General features: G+C 58.5%; 15 protein-coding genes. 9 read left to right on the top strand and 6 right to left on the bottom strand.

Annotated features, from left to right (window positions below; translation table 11 throughout):
• Positions 1 to 74: 74 nt before the first annotated feature.
• The 4 genes from CP97_RS03600 to CP97_RS03585 all read left to right on the top strand — a co-directional run bounded on the left by CP97_RS03600 (position 75) and on the right by CP97_RS03585 (position 4,316).
• Positions 75 to 1,505: an NAD-dependent succinate-semialdehyde dehydrogenase gene (locus CP97_RS03600; RefSeq protein ID WP_048886689.1), complete on the top strand. Its 1,431-nt coding sequence runs from the start codon at positions 75 to 77 to the stop codon at positions 1,503 to 1,505.
• A gap of 144 nt (positions 1,506 to 1,649) precedes the next feature.
• Positions 1,650 to 2,756: an S-(hydroxymethyl)glutathione dehydrogenase/class III alcohol dehydrogenase gene (locus tag CP97_RS03595; RefSeq protein ID WP_048884826.1), complete on the top strand. Its 1,107-nt coding sequence runs from the start codon at positions 1,650 to 1,652 to the stop codon at positions 2,754 to 2,756.
• Between the two features lie 139 nt (positions 2,757 to 2,895).
• A complete protein-coding gene (gene fghA / locus CP97_RS03590) occupies positions 2,896 to 3,729 on the top strand; it encodes an S-formylglutathione hydrolase (protein ID WP_048884825.1) in 834 nt (277 codons plus the stop codon).
• A 101-nt stretch (positions 3,730 to 3,830) separates the two neighbouring features.
• A complete protein-coding gene (locus CP97_RS03585; protein WP_048884824.1) occupies positions 3,831 to 4,316 on the top strand; it encodes a VTT domain-containing protein in 486 nt (161 codons plus the stop codon).
• On the opposite strand, the gene metW is transcribed toward CP97_RS03585, so the two are convergent.
• Complete coding sequence (gene metW, locus CP97_RS03580; protein WP_048884823.1) at positions 4,313 to 4,939, bottom strand: methionine biosynthesis protein MetW; 627 nt, start codon at positions 4,937 to 4,939, stop codon at positions 4,313 to 4,315. The genes CP97_RS03585 and metW overlap by 4 nt on opposite strands.
• Positions 4,936 to 6,051: a homoserine O-acetyltransferase MetX gene (metX, locus tag CP97_RS03575; protein WP_048884822.1), complete on the bottom strand. Its 1,116-nt coding sequence runs from the start codon at positions 6,049 to 6,051 to the stop codon at positions 4,936 to 4,938. Before metX ends, metW begins: the two co-directional genes overlap by 4 nt.
• 95 nt (positions 6,052 to 6,146) lie before the next feature.
• On the opposite strand from metX, the gene hisC reads away from it, so the two are divergent.
• Genes hisC through CP97_RS03560 form a run of 3 tightly spaced genes read left to right on the top strand, consistent with a single transcriptional unit; the run spans position 6,147 to position 8,924 of the window.
• Positions 6,147 to 7,241: a histidinol-phosphate transaminase gene (gene hisC / locus CP97_RS03570; protein ID WP_048886688.1), complete on the top strand. Its 1,095-nt coding sequence runs from the start codon at positions 6,147 to 6,149 to the stop codon at positions 7,239 to 7,241.
• The gene (locus CP97_RS03565; RefSeq protein WP_048884821.1) at positions 7,238 to 8,146 is read left to right on the top strand and encodes a prephenate/arogenate dehydrogenase family protein; all 909 of its coding nucleotides are present in this window, start codon (positions 7,238 to 7,240) and stop codon (positions 8,144 to 8,146) included. Before hisC ends, CP97_RS03565 begins: the two co-directional genes overlap by 4 nt.
• Before the next feature lie 10 nt (positions 8,147 to 8,156).
• Complete coding sequence (locus CP97_RS03560; RefSeq protein WP_048884820.1) at positions 8,157 to 8,924, top strand: enoyl-CoA hydratase; 768 nt, start codon at positions 8,157 to 8,159, stop codon at positions 8,922 to 8,924.
• Between the two features lie 131 nt (positions 8,925 to 9,055).
• On the opposite strand, the gene trxB is transcribed toward CP97_RS03560, so the two are convergent.
• The gene (gene trxB / locus CP97_RS03555; protein WP_174539158.1) at positions 9,056 to 10,027 is read right to left on the bottom strand and encodes a thioredoxin-disulfide reductase; all 972 of its coding nucleotides are present in this window, start codon (positions 10,025 to 10,027) and stop codon (positions 9,056 to 9,058) included.
• Positions 10,028 to 10,201: 174 nt separating this feature from the next.
• The gene (locus CP97_RS03550; RefSeq protein WP_048884818.1) at positions 10,202 to 10,441 is read right to left on the bottom strand and encodes a hypothetical protein; all 240 of its coding nucleotides are present in this window, start codon (positions 10,439 to 10,441) and stop codon (positions 10,202 to 10,204) included.
• 93 nt (positions 10,442 to 10,534) lie between these two features.
• Here CP97_RS03550 and CP97_RS03545 point away from each other — a divergent pair, with 93 nt between their 5' ends.
• Together CP97_RS03545 and CP97_RS03540 are read left to right on the top strand one after the other, a co-directional pair.
• Positions 10,535 to 11,548 (top strand): DNA topoisomerase IB, encoded by a 1,014-nt coding sequence (locus tag CP97_RS03545; RefSeq protein WP_048884817.1) that lies wholly within the window; start codon positions 10,535 to 10,537, stop codon positions 11,546 to 11,548.
• 156 nt (positions 11,549 to 11,704) lie between these two features.
• Positions 11,705 to 12,742: a rod shape-determining protein gene (locus CP97_RS03540; protein WP_048884816.1), complete on the top strand. Its 1,038-nt coding sequence runs from the start codon at positions 11,705 to 11,707 to the stop codon at positions 12,740 to 12,742.
• Between the two features lie 89 nt (positions 12,743 to 12,831).
• On the opposite strand, the gene CP97_RS03535 is transcribed toward CP97_RS03540, so the two are convergent.
• Both CP97_RS03535 and CP97_RS03530 read right to left on the bottom strand, forming a co-directional pair.
• Positions 12,832 to 13,866 carry a phytase gene (locus tag CP97_RS03535; protein WP_048884815.1) on the bottom strand — a complete coding sequence of 345 codons (1,035 nt, stop codon included), beginning with the start codon at positions 13,864 to 13,866 and terminating at the stop codon, positions 12,832 to 12,834.
• Positions 13,866 to 16,679 carry a TonB-dependent receptor gene (locus CP97_RS03530; RefSeq protein WP_048884814.1) on the bottom strand — a complete coding sequence of 938 codons (2,814 nt, stop codon included), beginning with the start codon at positions 16,677 to 16,679 and terminating at the stop codon, positions 13,866 to 13,868. Before CP97_RS03530 ends, CP97_RS03535 begins: the two co-directional genes overlap by 1 nt.
• Between the last annotated feature and the right edge of the window lie 189 nt (positions 16,680 to 16,868).

Here is a 16,868-nt window from a genome sequence, read left to right as displayed (position 1 = left end):
GCATGGCGATGTTTCCGCAAAATCGCTTGAAGCGGAGAGGGGGGATGCGGATATGGGGCGATACAGGAGATTATATGACCGACTATCCCGACTTGCACCTGCTGATTGACGGAGAACAGCTTTCCGGTGACGGACGTACCAGCGAAGAGGTCATCAATCCGGCCACTGAAGAGGTGATTGGCACGCTGCCCCACGCGACCGCCAACGATCTCGACCGCGCGCTTGAAGCGGCGCAACGTGGCTTCCACGAATGGCGTAAAACGCCTGCGGACAAGCGTGCCGCAATCCTCACAAAAGCCGCTGCCCTGCTGCGCGAGCGCGCCGATGATATTGGTGAGATCCTGACAAGAGAACAGGGCAAGCCGCTGGCCGACGGGCGCGGCGAAGTCGCCTATTCAGCAGCCTTGATCGAATTTTATGCAGGCGAGTGCAAACGCCTCTACGGTCGCACGCTGGTGCGCCCCGAAGGCTCCCGCGTCGAAGTGCAATATCACCCGGTCGGCCCGGTGGCAGGCTTTGCGCCGTGGAATTTCCCCGCGATCAATGTGATGCGCAAGATCGGCGGTCCTCTGGCGGCGGGATGTTCCGTGATCGTCAAGCCAAGCGAAGAGACACCGGCGTCCGGTATCGCCCTGGTCCAGGCCATGCTTGATGCGGGCGTGCCGGGCGGCGCAGTGCAATGCGTGTTTGGCGTGCCAAGCGACGTCAGCGAACATCTTCTCGGCTCCCCCATCATCCGCAAGCTGACCTTCACCGGATCGACTCCGGTGGGCAAGCATCTGGCAAAACTGGCGGCCGAAGATCTGAAGATCGCGACGATGGAACTGGGTGGACACGGGCCTGTAATGGTGTTCAGCGACAGCGATATCGACAAGGTCCTCGATGTGATGTGCGATGGGGCCTATCGCAATGCAGGACAGGTCTGTGTCAGCCCGACACGCTTCCTCATCGAGGAAAACGTGTTCGAGCGATTCCGTGATGGCTTTGTCAGCCGCGCAGAAAAGATCACCGTGGGCAATGGGATGGACAAGGGCATCAAAATGGGACCGATGGCCAATAGCCGCGGACTCGACAATATCCAGCGTCTCATCGCCGAGGCGCAGGAAAGGGGCGGAAAGCTGCTGTCAGGCGGCGAACGTATCGGCAATCAGGGCTTCTTTCACCAGCCCAGCGTGCTGAGCGAAGTTCCCATTGATGCCGAGATCATGAATGAGGAACCTTTCGGTCCCGTCGCCATCCTCAACCCCATGGCGGGCGAAGATGCGATGATCGAAGAAGCCAATCGCCTGCCCTATGGCCTTGCCGCCTATGCCTGGACACAGGATGCCGCCCGTCGTCGCCGTCTCGCCGCAGAGGTGGAAGCCGGGATGCTTGCGATCAACATCAGCAGCGTATCCACCGTGGATGCGCCATTTGGCGGGGTGAAATGGTCTGGCTATGGCAGCGAGGACGGCCTTGAAGGCGTGAAGGCCTGCATGGTCATCAAGGCCGTGCACGAAGGCTAGGACACATGGGGGGACACCTGCGGGAATTCTTATGCCACCTCAGACCGAGTGCCCCGCTCTGCCCACCAATCACCGCAGCGGGAGAATAATGCAGATAGCTGCCAAGCTGGCGTTGCCGCGCCGATCAGACCACAAGGAAGCCATATGAAAACCCGCGCCGCCGTTGCATTCGAAGCCAAACAGCCACTCGAAATTGTCGAGCTGGATCTTGAAGGCCCCAGGGCGGGCGAAGTGCTGATAGAGATCATGGCGACAGGCATCTGCCACACCGATGCCTATACGCTGGACGGGCTGGACAGCGAGGGCCTGTTCCCCAGCGTGCTGGGCCATGAAGGCGCAGGGATTGTGCGAGAGGTTGGCGCTGGCGTCACCAGCGTCGTGCCCGGTGATCATGTAATCCCGCTCTACACGCCCGAATGTCGCCAGTGCAAAATGTGCCTGAGCGGCAAGACCAATCTGTGCAGCGCAATCCGTGAGACGCAGGGCAAGGGTCTGATGCCCGATGGAACCAGCCGCTTCTCCTACAAGGGCCAGACGATCCATCATTACATGGGCTGCTCGACCTTTTCGAACTTCACCGTACTGCCTGAAATTGCCGTCGCCAAGATCCGCACAGACGCGCCGTTCGAAACCAGCTGCTACATCGGCTGCGGCGTTACCACGGGCGTGGGTGCTGTGGTCAATACGGCTCAGGTAAAGCCGGGCGACAATGTCGTGGTGTTCGGGCTTGGCGGGATTGGCCTTAACGTGCTGCAAGGCGCGAAGATGGCGGGTGCAGATCGCATCGTGGGTGTCGATCTCAACCCGGCCAAGAAAGAATGGGGCGAGAAATTCGGCATGACCGATTTCGTCAATCCCAAGGAAACCTCAGACGTGGTTGCGCATATCGTCGAAATGCTTGATGGCGGGGCCGATTACTCATTCGATTGCACCGGTAGTACCGAGGTCATGCGCCAGGCACTTGAATGCTGTCACAAGGGCTGGGGCACTTCGATCATCATAGGCGTGGCCGAAGCGGGCAAGGAAATTGCCACCCGCCCGTTCCAGCTGGTCACAGGTCGCAACTGGCGCGGCACCGCGTTTGGCGGGGCCAAGGGGCGCACTGATGTGCCCAAGATCGTTGACTGGTATATGAACGGCAAGATCGCCATCGACCCGATGATCACCCACACGCTGACATTGGACGAGATCAACAAGGGCTTTGACCTGATGCATTCAGGTGAAAGCATCCGCAGCGTAGTGGTGTATTGAACGGCGATCCGGAAGAAAGGTCCACCAATTAGCATTTTGGGAGAAGACACATGTTCAGCCGCATCATGATGAGAGCCAAAGATATGGAGAGCTCGAAGGCTTTCTGCCAAGAAATGCTGACGCGATCCGGGGCGTAGGAATGGAACATATTTCAACCTCGCGCTGCTATGCGGGAGAGCAGCAGGTATGGCGGCACGAGAGCAGTAGCACCGGCACGCCGATGACCTTCGCAATCTACATCCCCGATCACGAAGATGGCACAAGGCTGCCGGTGATCTGGTGGCTTTCAGGCCTTACCTGCACGCATGAAAACGCGATGATCAAATGCGAATATAAGCGCGCCTGCGCAGAACACGGGATCATTTTCGTCTGCCCCGATACATCGCCACGTGGTGAAGGGGTGGCAAACCATGATGATTATGATTTTGGCCAGGGCGCGGGCTTTTACGTCAATGCCACCCAAGAACCGTGGTCGCCGCATTTCCAGATGCGCAGCTATGTCGAGGATGAACTTCCCGCACTGGTCGCCGCGAATTTCCCGGTCGACATGGATCGGCAGGGAATTTCAGGCCATTCCATGGGCGGCCATGGAGCGCTGACTGTCTCGCTGCGCAATCCCGGCCGCTTTCGATCTACCAGCGCCTTTGCACCTATCGTCAGCCCGCTTAATTGCCCGTGGGGCGATAAGGCGCTGAGCGGATACCTTGGCGATAATCGCGCGGCATGGCGCGAATATGACAGTGTTGCATTGATCGAAGACGGCGCGCGGATAGAGAATGTGCTGGTGGATCAGGGCACGGCTGATGAATGGCTTGAAGGACAGCTCAAGACGCATCTGTTCGAGAATGCTGTGCGCGATGCCGGGATGCAGGCCGAAATCCGCATGCAGGAAGGGTATGACCATTCCTACTTCTTTGTTTCCACCTTCATCTCCGACCATGTGGCGTGGCATGCGGCCAAATTGAAAGACTGATCCCGGCAGGCATAATGCAGGTTTATTTCCGCTGACAGTAACTTTTGAAGCATTTGCTTGCTATGATCGGAACCGATTGACCCTGTCTGCGCTGGATAAATATGGAAACTGCAGCTGCATCCTGGATGCCACTTGATCTGATCGAAGCAAGCGCCGCATTGCCATACGGCGGTGTGATCGTGGCCGTGCTGATCGGGGCCATCTCCTTTACCATTGTTGCGCTCTCCGTCCCCGGGGCGCTCACGCCGACTGCCTTTGTTTCAGGCCTGCTGATGGGCTTTGGCGGCGCATTGGTGGTGGCATTGGGTGCGGCGCTTGGCAGTCACCTCCTGTTCCTTGTGTCACGTCGCTGGCTGGCAGCCGCTATGCAGCGGCGTTTCGGTGCACGGCTGGACGGTGTGCGTGATCATCTGGAGAGGCGCGGCCCCATTTACGTGGCGACGGCGCGCCTTGGCGGTGTGCCACATATCGTCGTCACCGCTGGGGCAGCTGCTACGCAAATTGGCGCACGTAGTTTTGCGGGAGCCAGCATTCTGGGAATGCTCCCCGCAATATCGCTGGCGGCGATCGCGGGTTCCGCCTTTTAGCGGCTTAGCCGGAAAACCGCATGTTCCGCACGCCAGTTCGCCCCGAACGGACCGCCGCGACAGCCGATTTCCCGCCCACCGACGAAAAACCAGCTACCCTCTACCGTCACGCCTTTCTGGCGCAGCAATTCACGAAAATCTTCTATTGTCAGATGATGGATATTGTTGGTCGCATACCAGCTGACCGGCAAATGGCGCACCACAGGCATGCGTCCCCCCAGCATCAGCGCGAACCGCATGCGCCAGAAGGCAAAATTGGGAAAGCTGACAAATGCCTGCCGCCCAACGCGTAGCAGCTGATCCAGTAGCCAGTCGGGCCGCTGCGCGGTTTGCAACGTCTGGCTGAGAATGGCGACATCGAACGCCCCGTCGGGATAATCAGCAAGATCGCGATTGGCATCGCCCTGCACCACGGAAAGCCCCCGTGCGACGGCGCGCTCTACCTCTTCAGGGTCGATCTCTATCCCGCGCGCATCAACGTCTTTTTGTTGTTGCAATGCCGCCATCAGATCGCCAGGGCCGCAACCCACATCAAGCACCCGCGTATTGGCCGGCACCTGGCGCGCGATGCAAGCCAGATCGGCGCGCAAATCGAAAGCAGGAGCATCACTGGCTAAATTCATCCGATGAACCCCTTCACCACGCGGTCAAGTGGCGGAACGTCGAGCAGAAAGCTGTCATGGCCGAATGGCGCAGACAGTTCCACGAAGCTGACCGGCGCGGCCACCGCATTGAGAGCATGCACGATTTCGCGCATGTCGGCCGTGGTATAAAGCCAATCGGTATCGAAGCTGACGAAGCAGAAGCGCGTGTTCCTGGCACCGGCAAAGGCCTGCGACAGGCGGCCGCCATGTTCCTCTGCCAGATCGAAATAATCCATGGCACGGGTGATGTAGAGATAGCTGTTGGCATCGAAGCGGTCGGAAAAGCTGATGCCCTGATACCGCAAATAGCTTTCCACTTGGAAATCTGCGTCAAAACCAAAGCTCTTGGCGTCACGATCCTGCAGCCTTCTTCCGAATTTCTCGGTCAGGCCGGCTTCGGAAAGATAGGTGATATGTGCCGCCATACGCGCGACGGAGAGCCCCTTATCGGGTGTGCTGCCATCATAATAGGCGCCACCCTGCCAATTGGGATCCGCCATGATCGCCTGACGACCAACTTCGTGAAAGGCGATGTTCTGTGCCGAATGCCGCGCCGTAGTGGCAATGGCCAGCACGCGATCCGTGCGGTCAGGAAAATTCGCCGCGCAGCTCAGCGCCTGCATCCCGCCCATAGATCCGCCGACCACAGCGTGCAGTGTTTCAATCCCCAGCACATCGAGCAGGCGCATCTGGGCGCGCACCATATCGCGAATGGTGATGACAGGGAATTCCATGCCATAGGGCACCCCTGTCCCGCCATCGCCCATATTGATGCTGGCAGGTCCGGTCGATCCTAGGCAGCTGCCCAGCACATTGGCACAGATAACGTAAAAACGATCCGTATCGATCGGCTTGCCGGGACCCACCATTCGCGCCCACCAACCCGGCTTGCCGGTGAGCGGGTGTTCGCTCGCCAAGAACTGATCCCCTGTCAGTGCATGGAAGACGAGGATCGCATTGGACTTGTCCGCCGCCAATTCGCCATAGGTTTCAAACGCGATTTCCACGCCAGCCAGCGCACGACCGCTATCCAGCTCCAGCGGATCGGGGAGCGCCTGTTTGCGAACGGAAATAGGGGATTTGCTGGCCATGATTGTTGGAATTCGACTTGGGGGAGGCAAGGCGGGCTGTCAATCGCTCCAAACAGACGGTATGCGCGCTTTTTGTGACCGATATCGATAAGACCATGCGTCCGCGAATGAAGCCCTATATCGCGGCAATCCACCCCTATGTGCCCGGCCGCAGCTCCGGGAACGACGGCAGGCCGCTCGTCAAGCTGTCCGCCAATGAGAACCCGCTCGGCACTTCTAAGGCCGTGCTGGAGGCGCGCCGGGCCACGCCTTTACCGGATCGCTATCCCGATCCTGATGCCACTGCATTGCGTAGCGCCATAGGTGCCATACACGGCATTGATCCAGCGCATATCGTATGCGGCACAGGCTCTGGCGAGCTGCTTAATCTGGCCGCAAGGGCCTATGCCGGCCCGGGCGACAATATCGTCCATGTCCGCTACGGCTTTTCGCTCTATAGTATCGTCACGCAGAGCTGCGGCGCCGATGTCGTGATCGCTCCGGATGATGATTATGCCACTGATGTCGATGCGCTGCTGGCCTGCGTCAATGATGATACGCGGGTGGTTTTCCTCGCCAATCCCAACAATCCCACTGGCACCTATCTGCCAGGCGAAGAACTGGCCCGATTGCACAGCGGCCTGCGCGACGACATATTGCTGGTGATCGACCATGCTTATGCCGAATATTTGCCGGACGGGCTGGATGACGGCGGGATGGCGCTTGCCGCCCAAATGCAAAATGTGCTCGTCACTCGTACCTTTTCCAAGATTTACGGGCTTGCGGGCGATCGAATTGGATGGGCCACCGGCGCGCCGCATATCGTCGGAGCACTCAACCGCATTCGCGGACCGTTTAATGTAAATCAGTGCGGACAAACCGCCGCCACAGCTGCCATTGGCGACGTGGGCTTTGTGCAGGCCAGCCGTGACCACAATGCTGCCGAACGTGCACGCTTCGTCAGTATGATAGAGGCGATGGGCAATCATGGCCTCCGCGCCGTGCCTAGCGAGGCGAATTTCGTGCTTGTCCTGTTCGAAGGCGAGCTTGAGGCGGGTGATGCACTTCAGGCGCTGGCCAGGGCGGGATATGCCGTGCGTCACCTGCCGGGGCAAGGACTGCCACACGGGCTTCGCATTACCATCGGCACAGCGCAGCACATGGACGATATCGCCACTGCCTTGCGCGCTTTCTGCGAGGGAAAGGGATGAGCATCCAGCGTATAGCCGTCATTGGCCTTGGGCTTCTGGGCGGCTCAGTCGGTCTTGCAGTGGGCGAGTATTTGCCCGGCGTCGCATCCACCGGTTACGATGCCGATCCCGCCGTACGGGAAAAAGCGCGGGAACGCGGACTGTGCGGGACAATCGCAGACGATCCAGCGGATGCCGTGCGCGATGCTGACCTTGTCGTGCTATGCGTGCCTGTTGGCGCGATGCGCAGCGCTGCCAGCGCCATTGCTCCGGGCCTTTCAGAACATGCCATCATCAGCGATGTCGGTTCTTCCAAGCAGCAGGTCGGCCACGCTCTGCAAGAGGAACTGCCCGGCCACCACGTCATCCCCGCCCATCCTGTCGCAGGAACGGAGCAATCCGGCCCCGAAGCGGGCTTTGCCAGCCTGTTTCACCAACGCTGGTGCATCCTTACTCCGCCCGAAGGTGCGGATAAGGCAAAGGTGGCGGAGCTGGTAGAGTTCTGGGAAGCGCTCGGCTCCACGGTGGAGGTGATGGATGCATGCCACCACGATATGGTGCTTGCCGTCACCAGTCATATTCCGCACCTGATCGCCTATACGATCGTGGGCACTGCCAGCGATCTGGAGGATGTGACGCGCAGCGAGGTGATCAAATATTCGGCAGGCGGCTTTCGCGATTTCACCCGCATCGCGGCAAGTGATCCGACAATGTGGCGCGATGTATTCCTGCACAATCAGGATGCGGTGCTGGAAATGATGGACCGTTTTCTGGGCGATCTGGAAGCCATGCGCGCTGCCATCAAGGCGGGCGATGGAGAGGCGATGTTCGATCTCTTCACCCGCACGCGCGCAATCAGACGCGGCATTCTGGAGCAGGGGCAGGACGATGCCCGCCCCGATTTCGGGCGCGGCGACCACGATTAGGAGCGGTATTATGAGCGAGCAAATCATTATTGAAAGGGCGGACGGTGTGCTCACCCTCACCCTCAATCGTCCTGACAAGAAAAATGCGCTGACCGATGCGATGTATGGCGCGCTGGCCGATGCGCTTGAAGCATCGCAGGATGATCCGGCCATTCGCGTGATCGCTATTCGCGGCGAAGGCGAACTTTTCTGCGCGGGCAATGACATTGGCGATTTTCTCGCAGCGGCCGGGGGCGATATCACCCAGGCCAATGTCTTCCGCTTCATCCGGCTCTTGGCGCAATTGGCCAAGCCGCTGATAGCGGGGGTGCAGGGGCCCGCCGTGGGCATTGGCACCACCATGCTGCTGCATTGCGATTATGTCATTCTGGCAGATGACGCGAAGCTTAGCACGCCTTTCGTCAGCCTGGGCCTGGTGCCCGAAGCTGCTTCCAGCCTCTTGCTGCCCCGACGCATCGGCCACCCACGCGCTTTCGCCATGCTGGCGATGGGCGAAAAAGTCGAAGCCTCAGAAGCGGTGCAAATCGGGCTGGCGAATGAAGTCGTCAGTCGCGCTCAACTGGATCAAGCTCTGCGCCTCGCAGCAGCGCGTATCGCCAAATTGCCGCCCAGTGCGACGCAGGCAACAAAGGCGTTGATGCAGGACAAGGCCGAGATTGACGCAAAAATCGTCGAAGAGATTGTCATTTTTGCCGAGAGAATGAAAAGCCCCGAAGCGACCGAAGCCTTTGCCGCCTTCATGGAAAAGCGCGCGCCTGATTTCTCCAAATTTTCGTGAGACTCAGGCTTGCGGATCGCTCCTGCCCTTACCCATTACCCTGCAGGCTGGATTTTTTGCGAACGCGATTTGACCTGATTGACAGACGTATCCGAGGTCATGAGATAGAATTTCCGCCCTTGCCGCGGTAATTATTCCGCCGCGACAGCCTCTTTCTTCGCATGCTCTAGCGTCGCCAGAAACCGTTCGGCATCAAGCGCGGCCATGCAGCCCGTGCCTGCCGCAGTTACGGCCTGGCGATAGGTGTGATCCATGACATCGCCGCATGCGAACACGCCGGGAATGCTGGTCTTGGGCGTGCCGGGTTCGACCAACAGATAACCGCCATCATCCATCGGCAATTTGCCCTTGAACAGTTCGGTCGCGGGAGCGTGGCCGATAGCGACAAATGCCCCGTCCACTTCCAACGTTCTGGTTTCGCCTGTCTGCGTGTCGATTAGCTCGATATGGTTCAATGCACCGTTCTCGCCCGCCATAAAGCGCTGCACAGTGGTGTTCCACATGGATGTGATCTTTTCGCTGGCGAAGAGTCGGTCCTGCAGGATTTTTTCTGATCGCAATTCGTCACGGCGATGGATCAGCGTAACGTCATCGGAGTGATTGGTGAGGTAAAGCGCCTCTTCAACGGCGGTATTGCCGCCGCCAATCACGGCCACCTTCTTGCCGCGATAGAAGAACCCATCGCAGGTCGCGCAGGCAGACACGCCCTTGCCACCCAATTCCTGTTCGCCCGGCACACCCAGCCATTTTGCCTGTGCGCCAGTGGCAATTACGACCACATCGCCAATATATTCGTCGCCGCTGTCACCAACGGCCCGGAACGGCGATCCGTTTTCCAGATCGACATCGACGATGGTATCCCACATCATGCGCGTGCCGACATGTTCGGCCTGCTTCTGCATCTGCTCCATCAGCCAAGGGCCCTGGATCACGTCGGCAAAACCGGGATAATTCTCGACATCGGTGGTGATGGTCAGCTGGCCGCCGGGCTGTATGCCCTGCACGACAATCGGCTCCATCCCTGCGCGCGCGCCGTAAATGGCTGCGGAATATCCGGCGGGGCCGGAACCGATGATAAGCATGCGGGTGGTATGGGTCGTCATGATAAGAGCAATTCCTAGCGGGTGATTGCATTCGACCTAGGAACAGCGTCGATTCGGTTCAAGACTCACCGCGAGCTTCTCACCCGCGCGAAAGCGGGGCAAACATCAAAATGCCGCCCCGCTCTCTGCATTCTAATTGTACCGCGTGGCTTCGGAACCGCACGGTTATGCCGTTTACCCGGCAAGGGTAGTGTCGGTCTCTACAGCAGGTTTGGTAGCATCTTGCCCGCCTTTGTCGGCCATCTTCTTCACAAGATATCCGCCACCGGCCAGCGCCAGCAGAGTCGGTATGCGCAGGCGGCGCACCATCGGAACGGCGAGCGCACCGATCACGGCACCTGTCTTGCCACCAACCTTGCGCGATTCACTACCAACTGCGGCGCCAGCTGCAGCGCCAATAAGCTTACCAATCATATCTTTAACTCCTTTGACCTGTGAACGTGCGGAAGGCGCAACAGGTTCCGAAGTCGCAGGGAACCGGGAGTGTGGAAGATGGTTCTTGGGTGCATGGCTTCCGCACCTTCCTCGCTCATCTATATAGATGATGACCTGCCCGGCATTTCGCGCAAGAGGTCGGGCAAGGGATGGTCCTATTACGATGCCAAGGGCGAGCTGATCCGCAATCGTGCAGAGCGCGAAAGGCTTAACGCAATTGCTCTTCCTCCCGCCTATACGGACGCATGGTTCTGCCCAGCAGAAAACGGCCATATCCTAGCCACCGGCATCGATGCCAAAGGACGCAAGCAATACCGGTATCACCCGCAATTCCGCACCATGCGCGAAGGCGAGAAGTTTGATAGCTGTGCGGTATTCGGCAACCTTCTTCCCTTGGTGCGCAAGCGCGTGACGGAGGATTTGCGGGCGCGCAAACTATCGCGCGAAAAGACCATTTCAGGCGTTGTCCGGCTGCTGGATCTTGGTGTGGTGCGTGTCGGTAATGAAGCCTATTCACAGTCGAACAAAAGCTTTGGGGCCACCACGCTCCGCAAACGCCATGCAATGGTATCGGGCAATTCGCTGCGTCTGATCTACAAAGGTAAGGCCGGCAAGGATCGCGAGGTCAGCCTGACGGACAAGCATCTGGCCCAATTCGTGCGCAAGATGCAGGATCTGCCGGGGCAGAAACTTTTTCAATATGTGGACGAAGATGGCGAATGCCAGAATGTCGGATCAAGCGACGTCAACGTCTATATTGCAGAGGCGATGGGCGAACATTTCACCGCCAAGGCCTTTCGCACCTGGCACGCCAGCGTGCTAGCCTTCACCATCCTTGCTGAAAGTTCAGAGATTCTTACCCTGAAAGCCCTGCTGGAGGAGGTGGCAGAAAAATTGGGCAACACCCCTGCTGTCACTCGCAAAAGCTATATTCATCCGGCAATCATTGACCTGATAGGCACCCAGGAGAAATGGCGCGAAAGCCTGCAATTGCTGCGCAGCACCAGCTATCTGTCAAGGCAGGAGCGCGGCCTGATCGACCTTCTTGAAAAATCGCCGCCGGCCCAGCAATTGCTGGCTGCCTGATAGCGCGGAGCCAAATACCCTCAACTTGTCGATCACATGCGTCCGGCTGACGCAAACACCCAAAGTCGCGAAGCACGTTCATTCTGCGCTCATTGCAAGGGGCCCCTTGGCCCGTCAGCCCGCAAGGGGTGTAGGTAATTTGGTGCGGTTAAATATATGTTCGACTTGTTAAAACGATCTTCTGCAGATCTCGCAATTGATTTGGGAACGGCCAATACGGTGGTCTATGTCCGGGGCGAGGGAATTGTTTTTGCCGAACCATCCGTTGTGGCGCTGGAAACCCTGAACGGACGCACCAGCGTGCGCGCGGTGGGCGACGATGCGAAACTCATGATGGGCAAGACGCCTGATAACATCAGGACCATCCGACCGCTGCGCAATGGTGTGATCGCCGACATTGAAATCGCCGAGCAGATGATCAAGCACTTCATCCAGAAGGCCCATGGTGGCCGCAGCAGGTTCGCCGCCCGCCCGGAAATGGCGATCTGCGTTCCCTCCGGTTCTACCCAGGTTGAACGCCGCGCTATCAAGGAAGCAGTTTCGCAGGCGGGCGCAGGCAAGGTCTGGCTGATCGACGAGCCACTTGCAGCAGCGATCGGTGCCGATCTTCCGGTAAATGAGCCGACCGGGTCAATGGTGGTCGACATTGGCGGCGGGACCACCGAAGTCGGCATCATTTCCGTGCAGGGACTGGCCATGACCATGTCGGTCCGCGTGGGGGGTGACAGAATGGATGAAGCGATCACTGCCTCGGTCCGGCGCAACCACAATCTCATTATCGGGGAAGCGACCTCTGAAAGGGTGAAGAAGGAATATGGCGCCGCCTGGCTCGCGCCGGGACAGGACCCGGCGAAGGTCCGCGTCAGGGGGCGAGAGGTATCGCGCGGCATACCGATGGAAATACTGGTCGATCAGGCCGAGCTTGTAACCGCGCTTTCGGAGCCTGTCGGCCAGATCATCGAGGCTGTGCGGATCGCGCTTGAAAATACCGCACCAGAAATCGCAGCCGATATCATTGATGCAGGCATCGTCATGACGGGTGGCGGATCCTTGCTGCCCGGCATTGACGAACTGCTTAGCAAGGAAACTGGCCTGGCGGTCAGTATTGCTGAAAGCCCACTCGATTGCGTCGCGCTTGGCGCAGGCCGCGCCTTGACAGAAGACGCATACAGGGGCGCCCTGCGCGCTGCCTGAACCGGATGGCCATCTTTACCACGTCAGCAATTGAACCTGCGATTGCTCTTTAGTGGCCCGATGCGTAATTCTTCAATCGCATCGCGACTTTATCGGGCAATTGTGCCCGATAGAGCCTTCTCGATCTCTCCAAGTGGTACGAATTTGAAATTTTGCGCATCCGATCCATTCTGGCCGTCCTGAGCAATGAACAATCCGCCGGGGAAGCCGGGACCAAAATCCCCGCGCATGGCCTCAATACCATCTGTTTCTTCAGTGCTGCCATAAAGGCCGGCAGCAATACGGAACCGACCGGCAGGTTCCATGTCCGGCAGCGCATACCGCATGTAGCTATTGTCGCCCTGGCTTGAAGCATAGAGCCATCCGCCTGCGTCGCCCTCGGGAACCAGCGCCAGGCCTTCAAGGTCTGCAACAAGGCTTCGATTGTCGACTGCTGCGACCAGCTCACCCTCGATCACGCCTGATGCGAAACGCCAGATACCGCCCGCTTCCTCGCCAATATACAATGTCCCGTCGCGCTTATCGACCACGCAACCTTCAGGCTGACTGGGCACGCGCATTGAGCGCAAGGCTTCGATCGAGGGTGGGCCGGACAGGCTGATCCGCCATTCGCCAATATTGCCTTCCTTGGGTGCGGTATAAATAATGAGGCTGCCATCCTCTTCATAACCGCAAATGCCATATGCTTCGCCCTGACCGGAAGGCAGAGTCGCCAGCTCGGTCAAGCTTGCAGTGCTTGTGTCGAGAAGAAAGAGGGCGATCTTTGCATTGTCCAGATCGCTCCGGTCGCTGGCGAAGACGATCACGCCATCGTCTCCCATATCAACAAGATCGACATTGTTGAGCGCCGGACGGGCAAGGAAATGTGCCACTTGCCCAGAAAGATCATAGACGTACAGACCGCCCTTCTTGTCGGTCGCCACCACCAGGCTGTCAGCGGGGCTGGTGGCATTGCGCCAGATTGCCGGATCATCGGCAGCGTCTTCATTCGCAGTGCCAACCGGAACCGTCTCTGCAGATGCATAGACGGCCACTGCCGGATCGCCGGTGGCGGGCATCGTCGCGCATGAAGAAAGCAGGATGGCTGCGACCAGTGCGACTGGCGTGTGGGACCCTATTCGCATCAGAACGTCACCCGTGCGCCGAATTTCATCGTCCAGTTATACTCTTCAAACTGGTAGATGTTACGCCGCCCTCCCAGCTCGTTATAGGCGAAGTATTTCGCATTGTTGATATTCACCCACTCATAAAAAAGCTGGATGCCTTCAGTAACCCGGTATTTCGCGCTGAGATCGAGCTGGAAGTGATCGTCAACATAGCGGTCGAGTTCCTCGACGTCAGACAGTTCATCAAGATATTTGTCGCGGTAAGTGCCCGACAGGCGAACGTCGATCGGGCCCTTGTCATAGCCGACCGAGAAGTTCGCCGTATGCCGAGATGTGGTGGGGAGGGAAATCGAACGCGGGCCGTCACTGGCAATCGTCGCGACTTCCCCGCTGCTATCGGTGAAGGTGTAGTTAGCCTGCAGCACGATGCCGTCCAGCGCGCCTTCCAGCGTATGTGCATAACCAAGCTCGATACCGAAGATCTCGCCGTCCTGGCCATTGCTCAGGATCGTCGCTTCATCAAAAGCCACACCGCGGAAGACACCGCCTGCATCGCTGTTCTGCTCATAAATGAAATCATCGAGGCTCTTGTAAAAGAATGAAGCGAAGACCGCACCATTGGAGCTGAGATAATATTCCGCAGCGGCATCGAAATTCCATGCCTCGGCCGGGCGCAGGTCGGGATTGCCAAATTCACCTTCGCGCTCCCCGTCATCCGCTTCTTCGACAGCAATGCGCGGGGCCTGCTGAAACGGGCCGGGCCGAACGATGGAACGATAGGCTGCTGCGCGCAGGATCACGTCAGGTGCCGCTTCGTAGCGAAGGTTCACGCTGGGCAGCCAGTGATCATAGTCCTTATCGATAGCGATAGGTATCACGATGACGGTATCGTCTGCCGCCATGCCTCCACCCGGCAGAACACCGTCCTCTTCCACCAGCAGCACATCATTGCCGCGCAGGACATTCGACGTGTTCTCATAACGCACGCCGGCAATAACCCTCAGATCGGAGCTTTCCCACCGGCCGAGCAGATATCCTGCCAGAATATCCTCATCGACAGAGAAATCGGAGACAGCGGAATCGAACTGGCTGTCGATTTCCTGCAATTCGAACTGATCGAAATTGGCATGGAAGAAGTCGGTCGCTTCGGTGTAGCCGGGCAGCGGGGAGATATCGTCCAGGCTGTAAGTCTGCCGCATGCCGAGCGCATCGGCCAGAGTATAGTCGTCCGTCTCGTAAAATTCGACAGTCGCATCGAAGGATTTCTCGCGCCAGCGCCCCTTGAAGCCGCCCTGCACAGTGAACGTACCGGCGTCGCTCAAGAATTCGTGTCCGACATCGAGTTGCACGCTGAATTCCTCGTCCTGCGCAGAGGACAGGGCGACAAACTCCACGTCATTCAACTCGTAAGCGGACGGGGTGAAGAAGTCGCCCGGATCGGAAAGCACGGAATAGAGCGGCACACGGGCGTCGGAAACGTCGAAGCCGAGCTGCAAGCCCTCTTGCTCGAATTCACGCTCGAACTGGGTGGGGTCAACGCTGCCGTTCTCCCTCTCGGTCGATTTGGCCCAGCTGGCAGAATAATCCGCAAACCAGCCGCCCCATGCGCTCTCCCCGCCGAATGTCAGGCTGCGAATTTTCTGGCTTTCGAAGCGGTCCTTTATGTCACGTTCGACCGTGATCGCCTCGTCATCGCTGAACACCAATGCCTCGGTACTGCCCGAGACACCGGCATCACCAAGATCGAATGTCAGACGGCGGCGAAATTCCTGATCGTCAAACTGACTATAGATGCCGCGGACGTAAAGTTCTGTACTTTCCCCCGCCCGGAAATCGAGGCCCAGGGTCGCGCTGATCCGTTCACGTTCGACATCGTAATCGCGGTATTGAAATTCCTCTGCGTAAACGAGATCCCCGTCCTGCTTCCAATCGTCCGCCTCGACATTGTCTGTCTCGAATTCGCGATTGTAATAGGAAAGACCGCCGGACACGCCGAAATTGTCAGTTACGCGGGTAGAAAAATCGACGCTGCCCTTGGGTGAGACTGCATCTGCAAGCTCGTTATAACTGCCTTCGGCCTTGATTGTGAGCAGGTCCTTGCGGCGATCGAAGGCGCTGGTCGTCTCAATCTCGATCGAGGCGCCAATCGTATCGCCGTCCATATCGGGCGTCAGCGATTTCTTGACGTCGATGGATTCGATGATGTCACTCGATATGACATCGAGCGCGACGCCGCGTGTATCGCTTTCGGGCGATGGCAACCGCACGCCATTGAGCGAGGTTGCGTTGAGATTGGGGCTGAGGCCCCGCACCGAAACAAAGCGCCCCTCGCCCTGATCGTTCAGCACGTTGACGCCGGGCAGGCGGCGCAGACTCTCGGCCACGTTCTGATCGGGGAACTGGCCGATGGCATCGCGCGTCAGCACATCGGATACGCCATCCGCATCACGCTTGCGCGACAGTGAGCTGGCAAGGCTCGCCGCCTGGCCGATGACCAGGATTTCGCTTGCAGAACCCTGACTGCCGACTTGTATCACCGCATTGGCCAACCCGGTTTCCGATACCGTAACCGTCTGGGTGGTGGTCGGCGCACCGATATAGCGAACCTCAATGGTATAGCTGCCGGCTGGGACATCTACGAAATAGAATGAACCGTCACGCTCCGTGCCGGCCGTGCGGTCCAGCTCGACAATGCGCACTTGCGCCGCGCGAAGTGCGACAGTTTCACTCGCATCGATGACCGTGCCGGAAATAGTACCTGCTATAACAGCAGTAGGCACAGCGAGAGCCAGCGCACTTGCGCCGGCGAGAAGCGATTTCGAGAATACCATTGAGAACCCCTAGAATTGAATCAAGGGGCTCCTAGAAGCGATATGTGACAGCTGGTTGACGCTTCAATGAACCTTGAACCAGCCATCTGCGTTGACGTGCCAAATGGCGGGTTGTGAGCGCTGGTTGGGCGAAGAGCTGGCTGTCCGCCAACGCCCTGTCTCGAGACGTTAGCAAATCGATTGGCAGCG

The organism is Aurantiacibacter atlanticus (assembly GCF_001077815.2).
Classification (GTDB): domain Bacteria; phylum Pseudomonadota; class Alphaproteobacteria; order Sphingomonadales; family Sphingomonadaceae; genus Alteraurantiacibacter; species Alteraurantiacibacter atlanticus.
This window is presented reverse-complemented; position numbering and strand designations above follow the sequence as displayed.

Bases quoted from the DNA above. Each gene is read 5' to 3' on its own strand.
- CP97_RS03600 (WP_048886689.1), top strand. From the start codon at position 75: ATGACCGACTATCCCGACTTGCACCTGCTGATTGACGGAGAACAGCTT.
- CP97_RS03595 (WP_048884826.1), top strand. From the start codon at position 1,650: ATGAAAACCCGCGCCGCCGTTGCATTCGAAGCCAAACAGCCACTCGAA.
- fghA (WP_048884825.1), top strand. From the start codon at position 2,896: ATGGAACATATTTCAACCTCGCGCTGCTATGCGGGAGAGCAGCAGGTA.
- CP97_RS03585 (WP_048884824.1), top strand. From the start codon at position 3,831: ATGGAAACTGCAGCTGCATCCTGGATGCCACTTGATCTGATCGAAGCA.
- metW (WP_048884823.1), bottom strand. From the start codon at position 4,939: ATGAATTTAGCCAGTGATGCTCCTGCTTTCGATTTGCGCGCCGATCTG.
- metX (WP_048884822.1), bottom strand. From the start codon at position 6,051: ATGGCCAGCAAATCCCCTATTTCCGTTCGCAAACAGGCGCTCCCCGAT.
- hisC (WP_048886688.1), top strand. From the start codon at position 6,147: ATGCGTCCGCGAATGAAGCCCTATATCGCGGCAATCCACCCCTATGTG.
- CP97_RS03565 (WP_048884821.1), top strand. From the start codon at position 7,238: ATGAGCATCCAGCGTATAGCCGTCATTGGCCTTGGGCTTCTGGGCGGC.
- CP97_RS03560 (WP_048884820.1), top strand. From the start codon at position 8,157: ATGAGCGAGCAAATCATTATTGAAAGGGCGGACGGTGTGCTCACCCTC.
- trxB (WP_174539158.1), bottom strand. From the start codon at position 10,027: ATGACGACCCATACCACCCGCATGCTTATCATCGGTTCCGGCCCCGCC.
- CP97_RS03550 (WP_048884818.1), bottom strand. From the start codon at position 10,441: ATGATTGGTAAGCTTATTGGCGCTGCAGCTGGCGCCGCAGTTGGTAGT.
- CP97_RS03545 (WP_048884817.1), top strand. From the start codon at position 10,535: ATGGCTTCCGCACCTTCCTCGCTCATCTATATAGATGATGACCTGCCC.
- CP97_RS03540 (WP_048884816.1), top strand. From the start codon at position 11,705: ATGTTCGACTTGTTAAAACGATCTTCTGCAGATCTCGCAATTGATTTG.
- CP97_RS03535 (WP_048884815.1), bottom strand. From the start codon at position 13,866: ATGCGAATAGGGTCCCACACGCCAGTCGCACTGGTCGCAGCCATCCTG.
- CP97_RS03530 (WP_048884814.1), bottom strand. From the start codon at position 16,679: ATGGTATTCTCGAAATCGCTTCTCGCCGGCGCAAGTGCGCTGGCTCTC.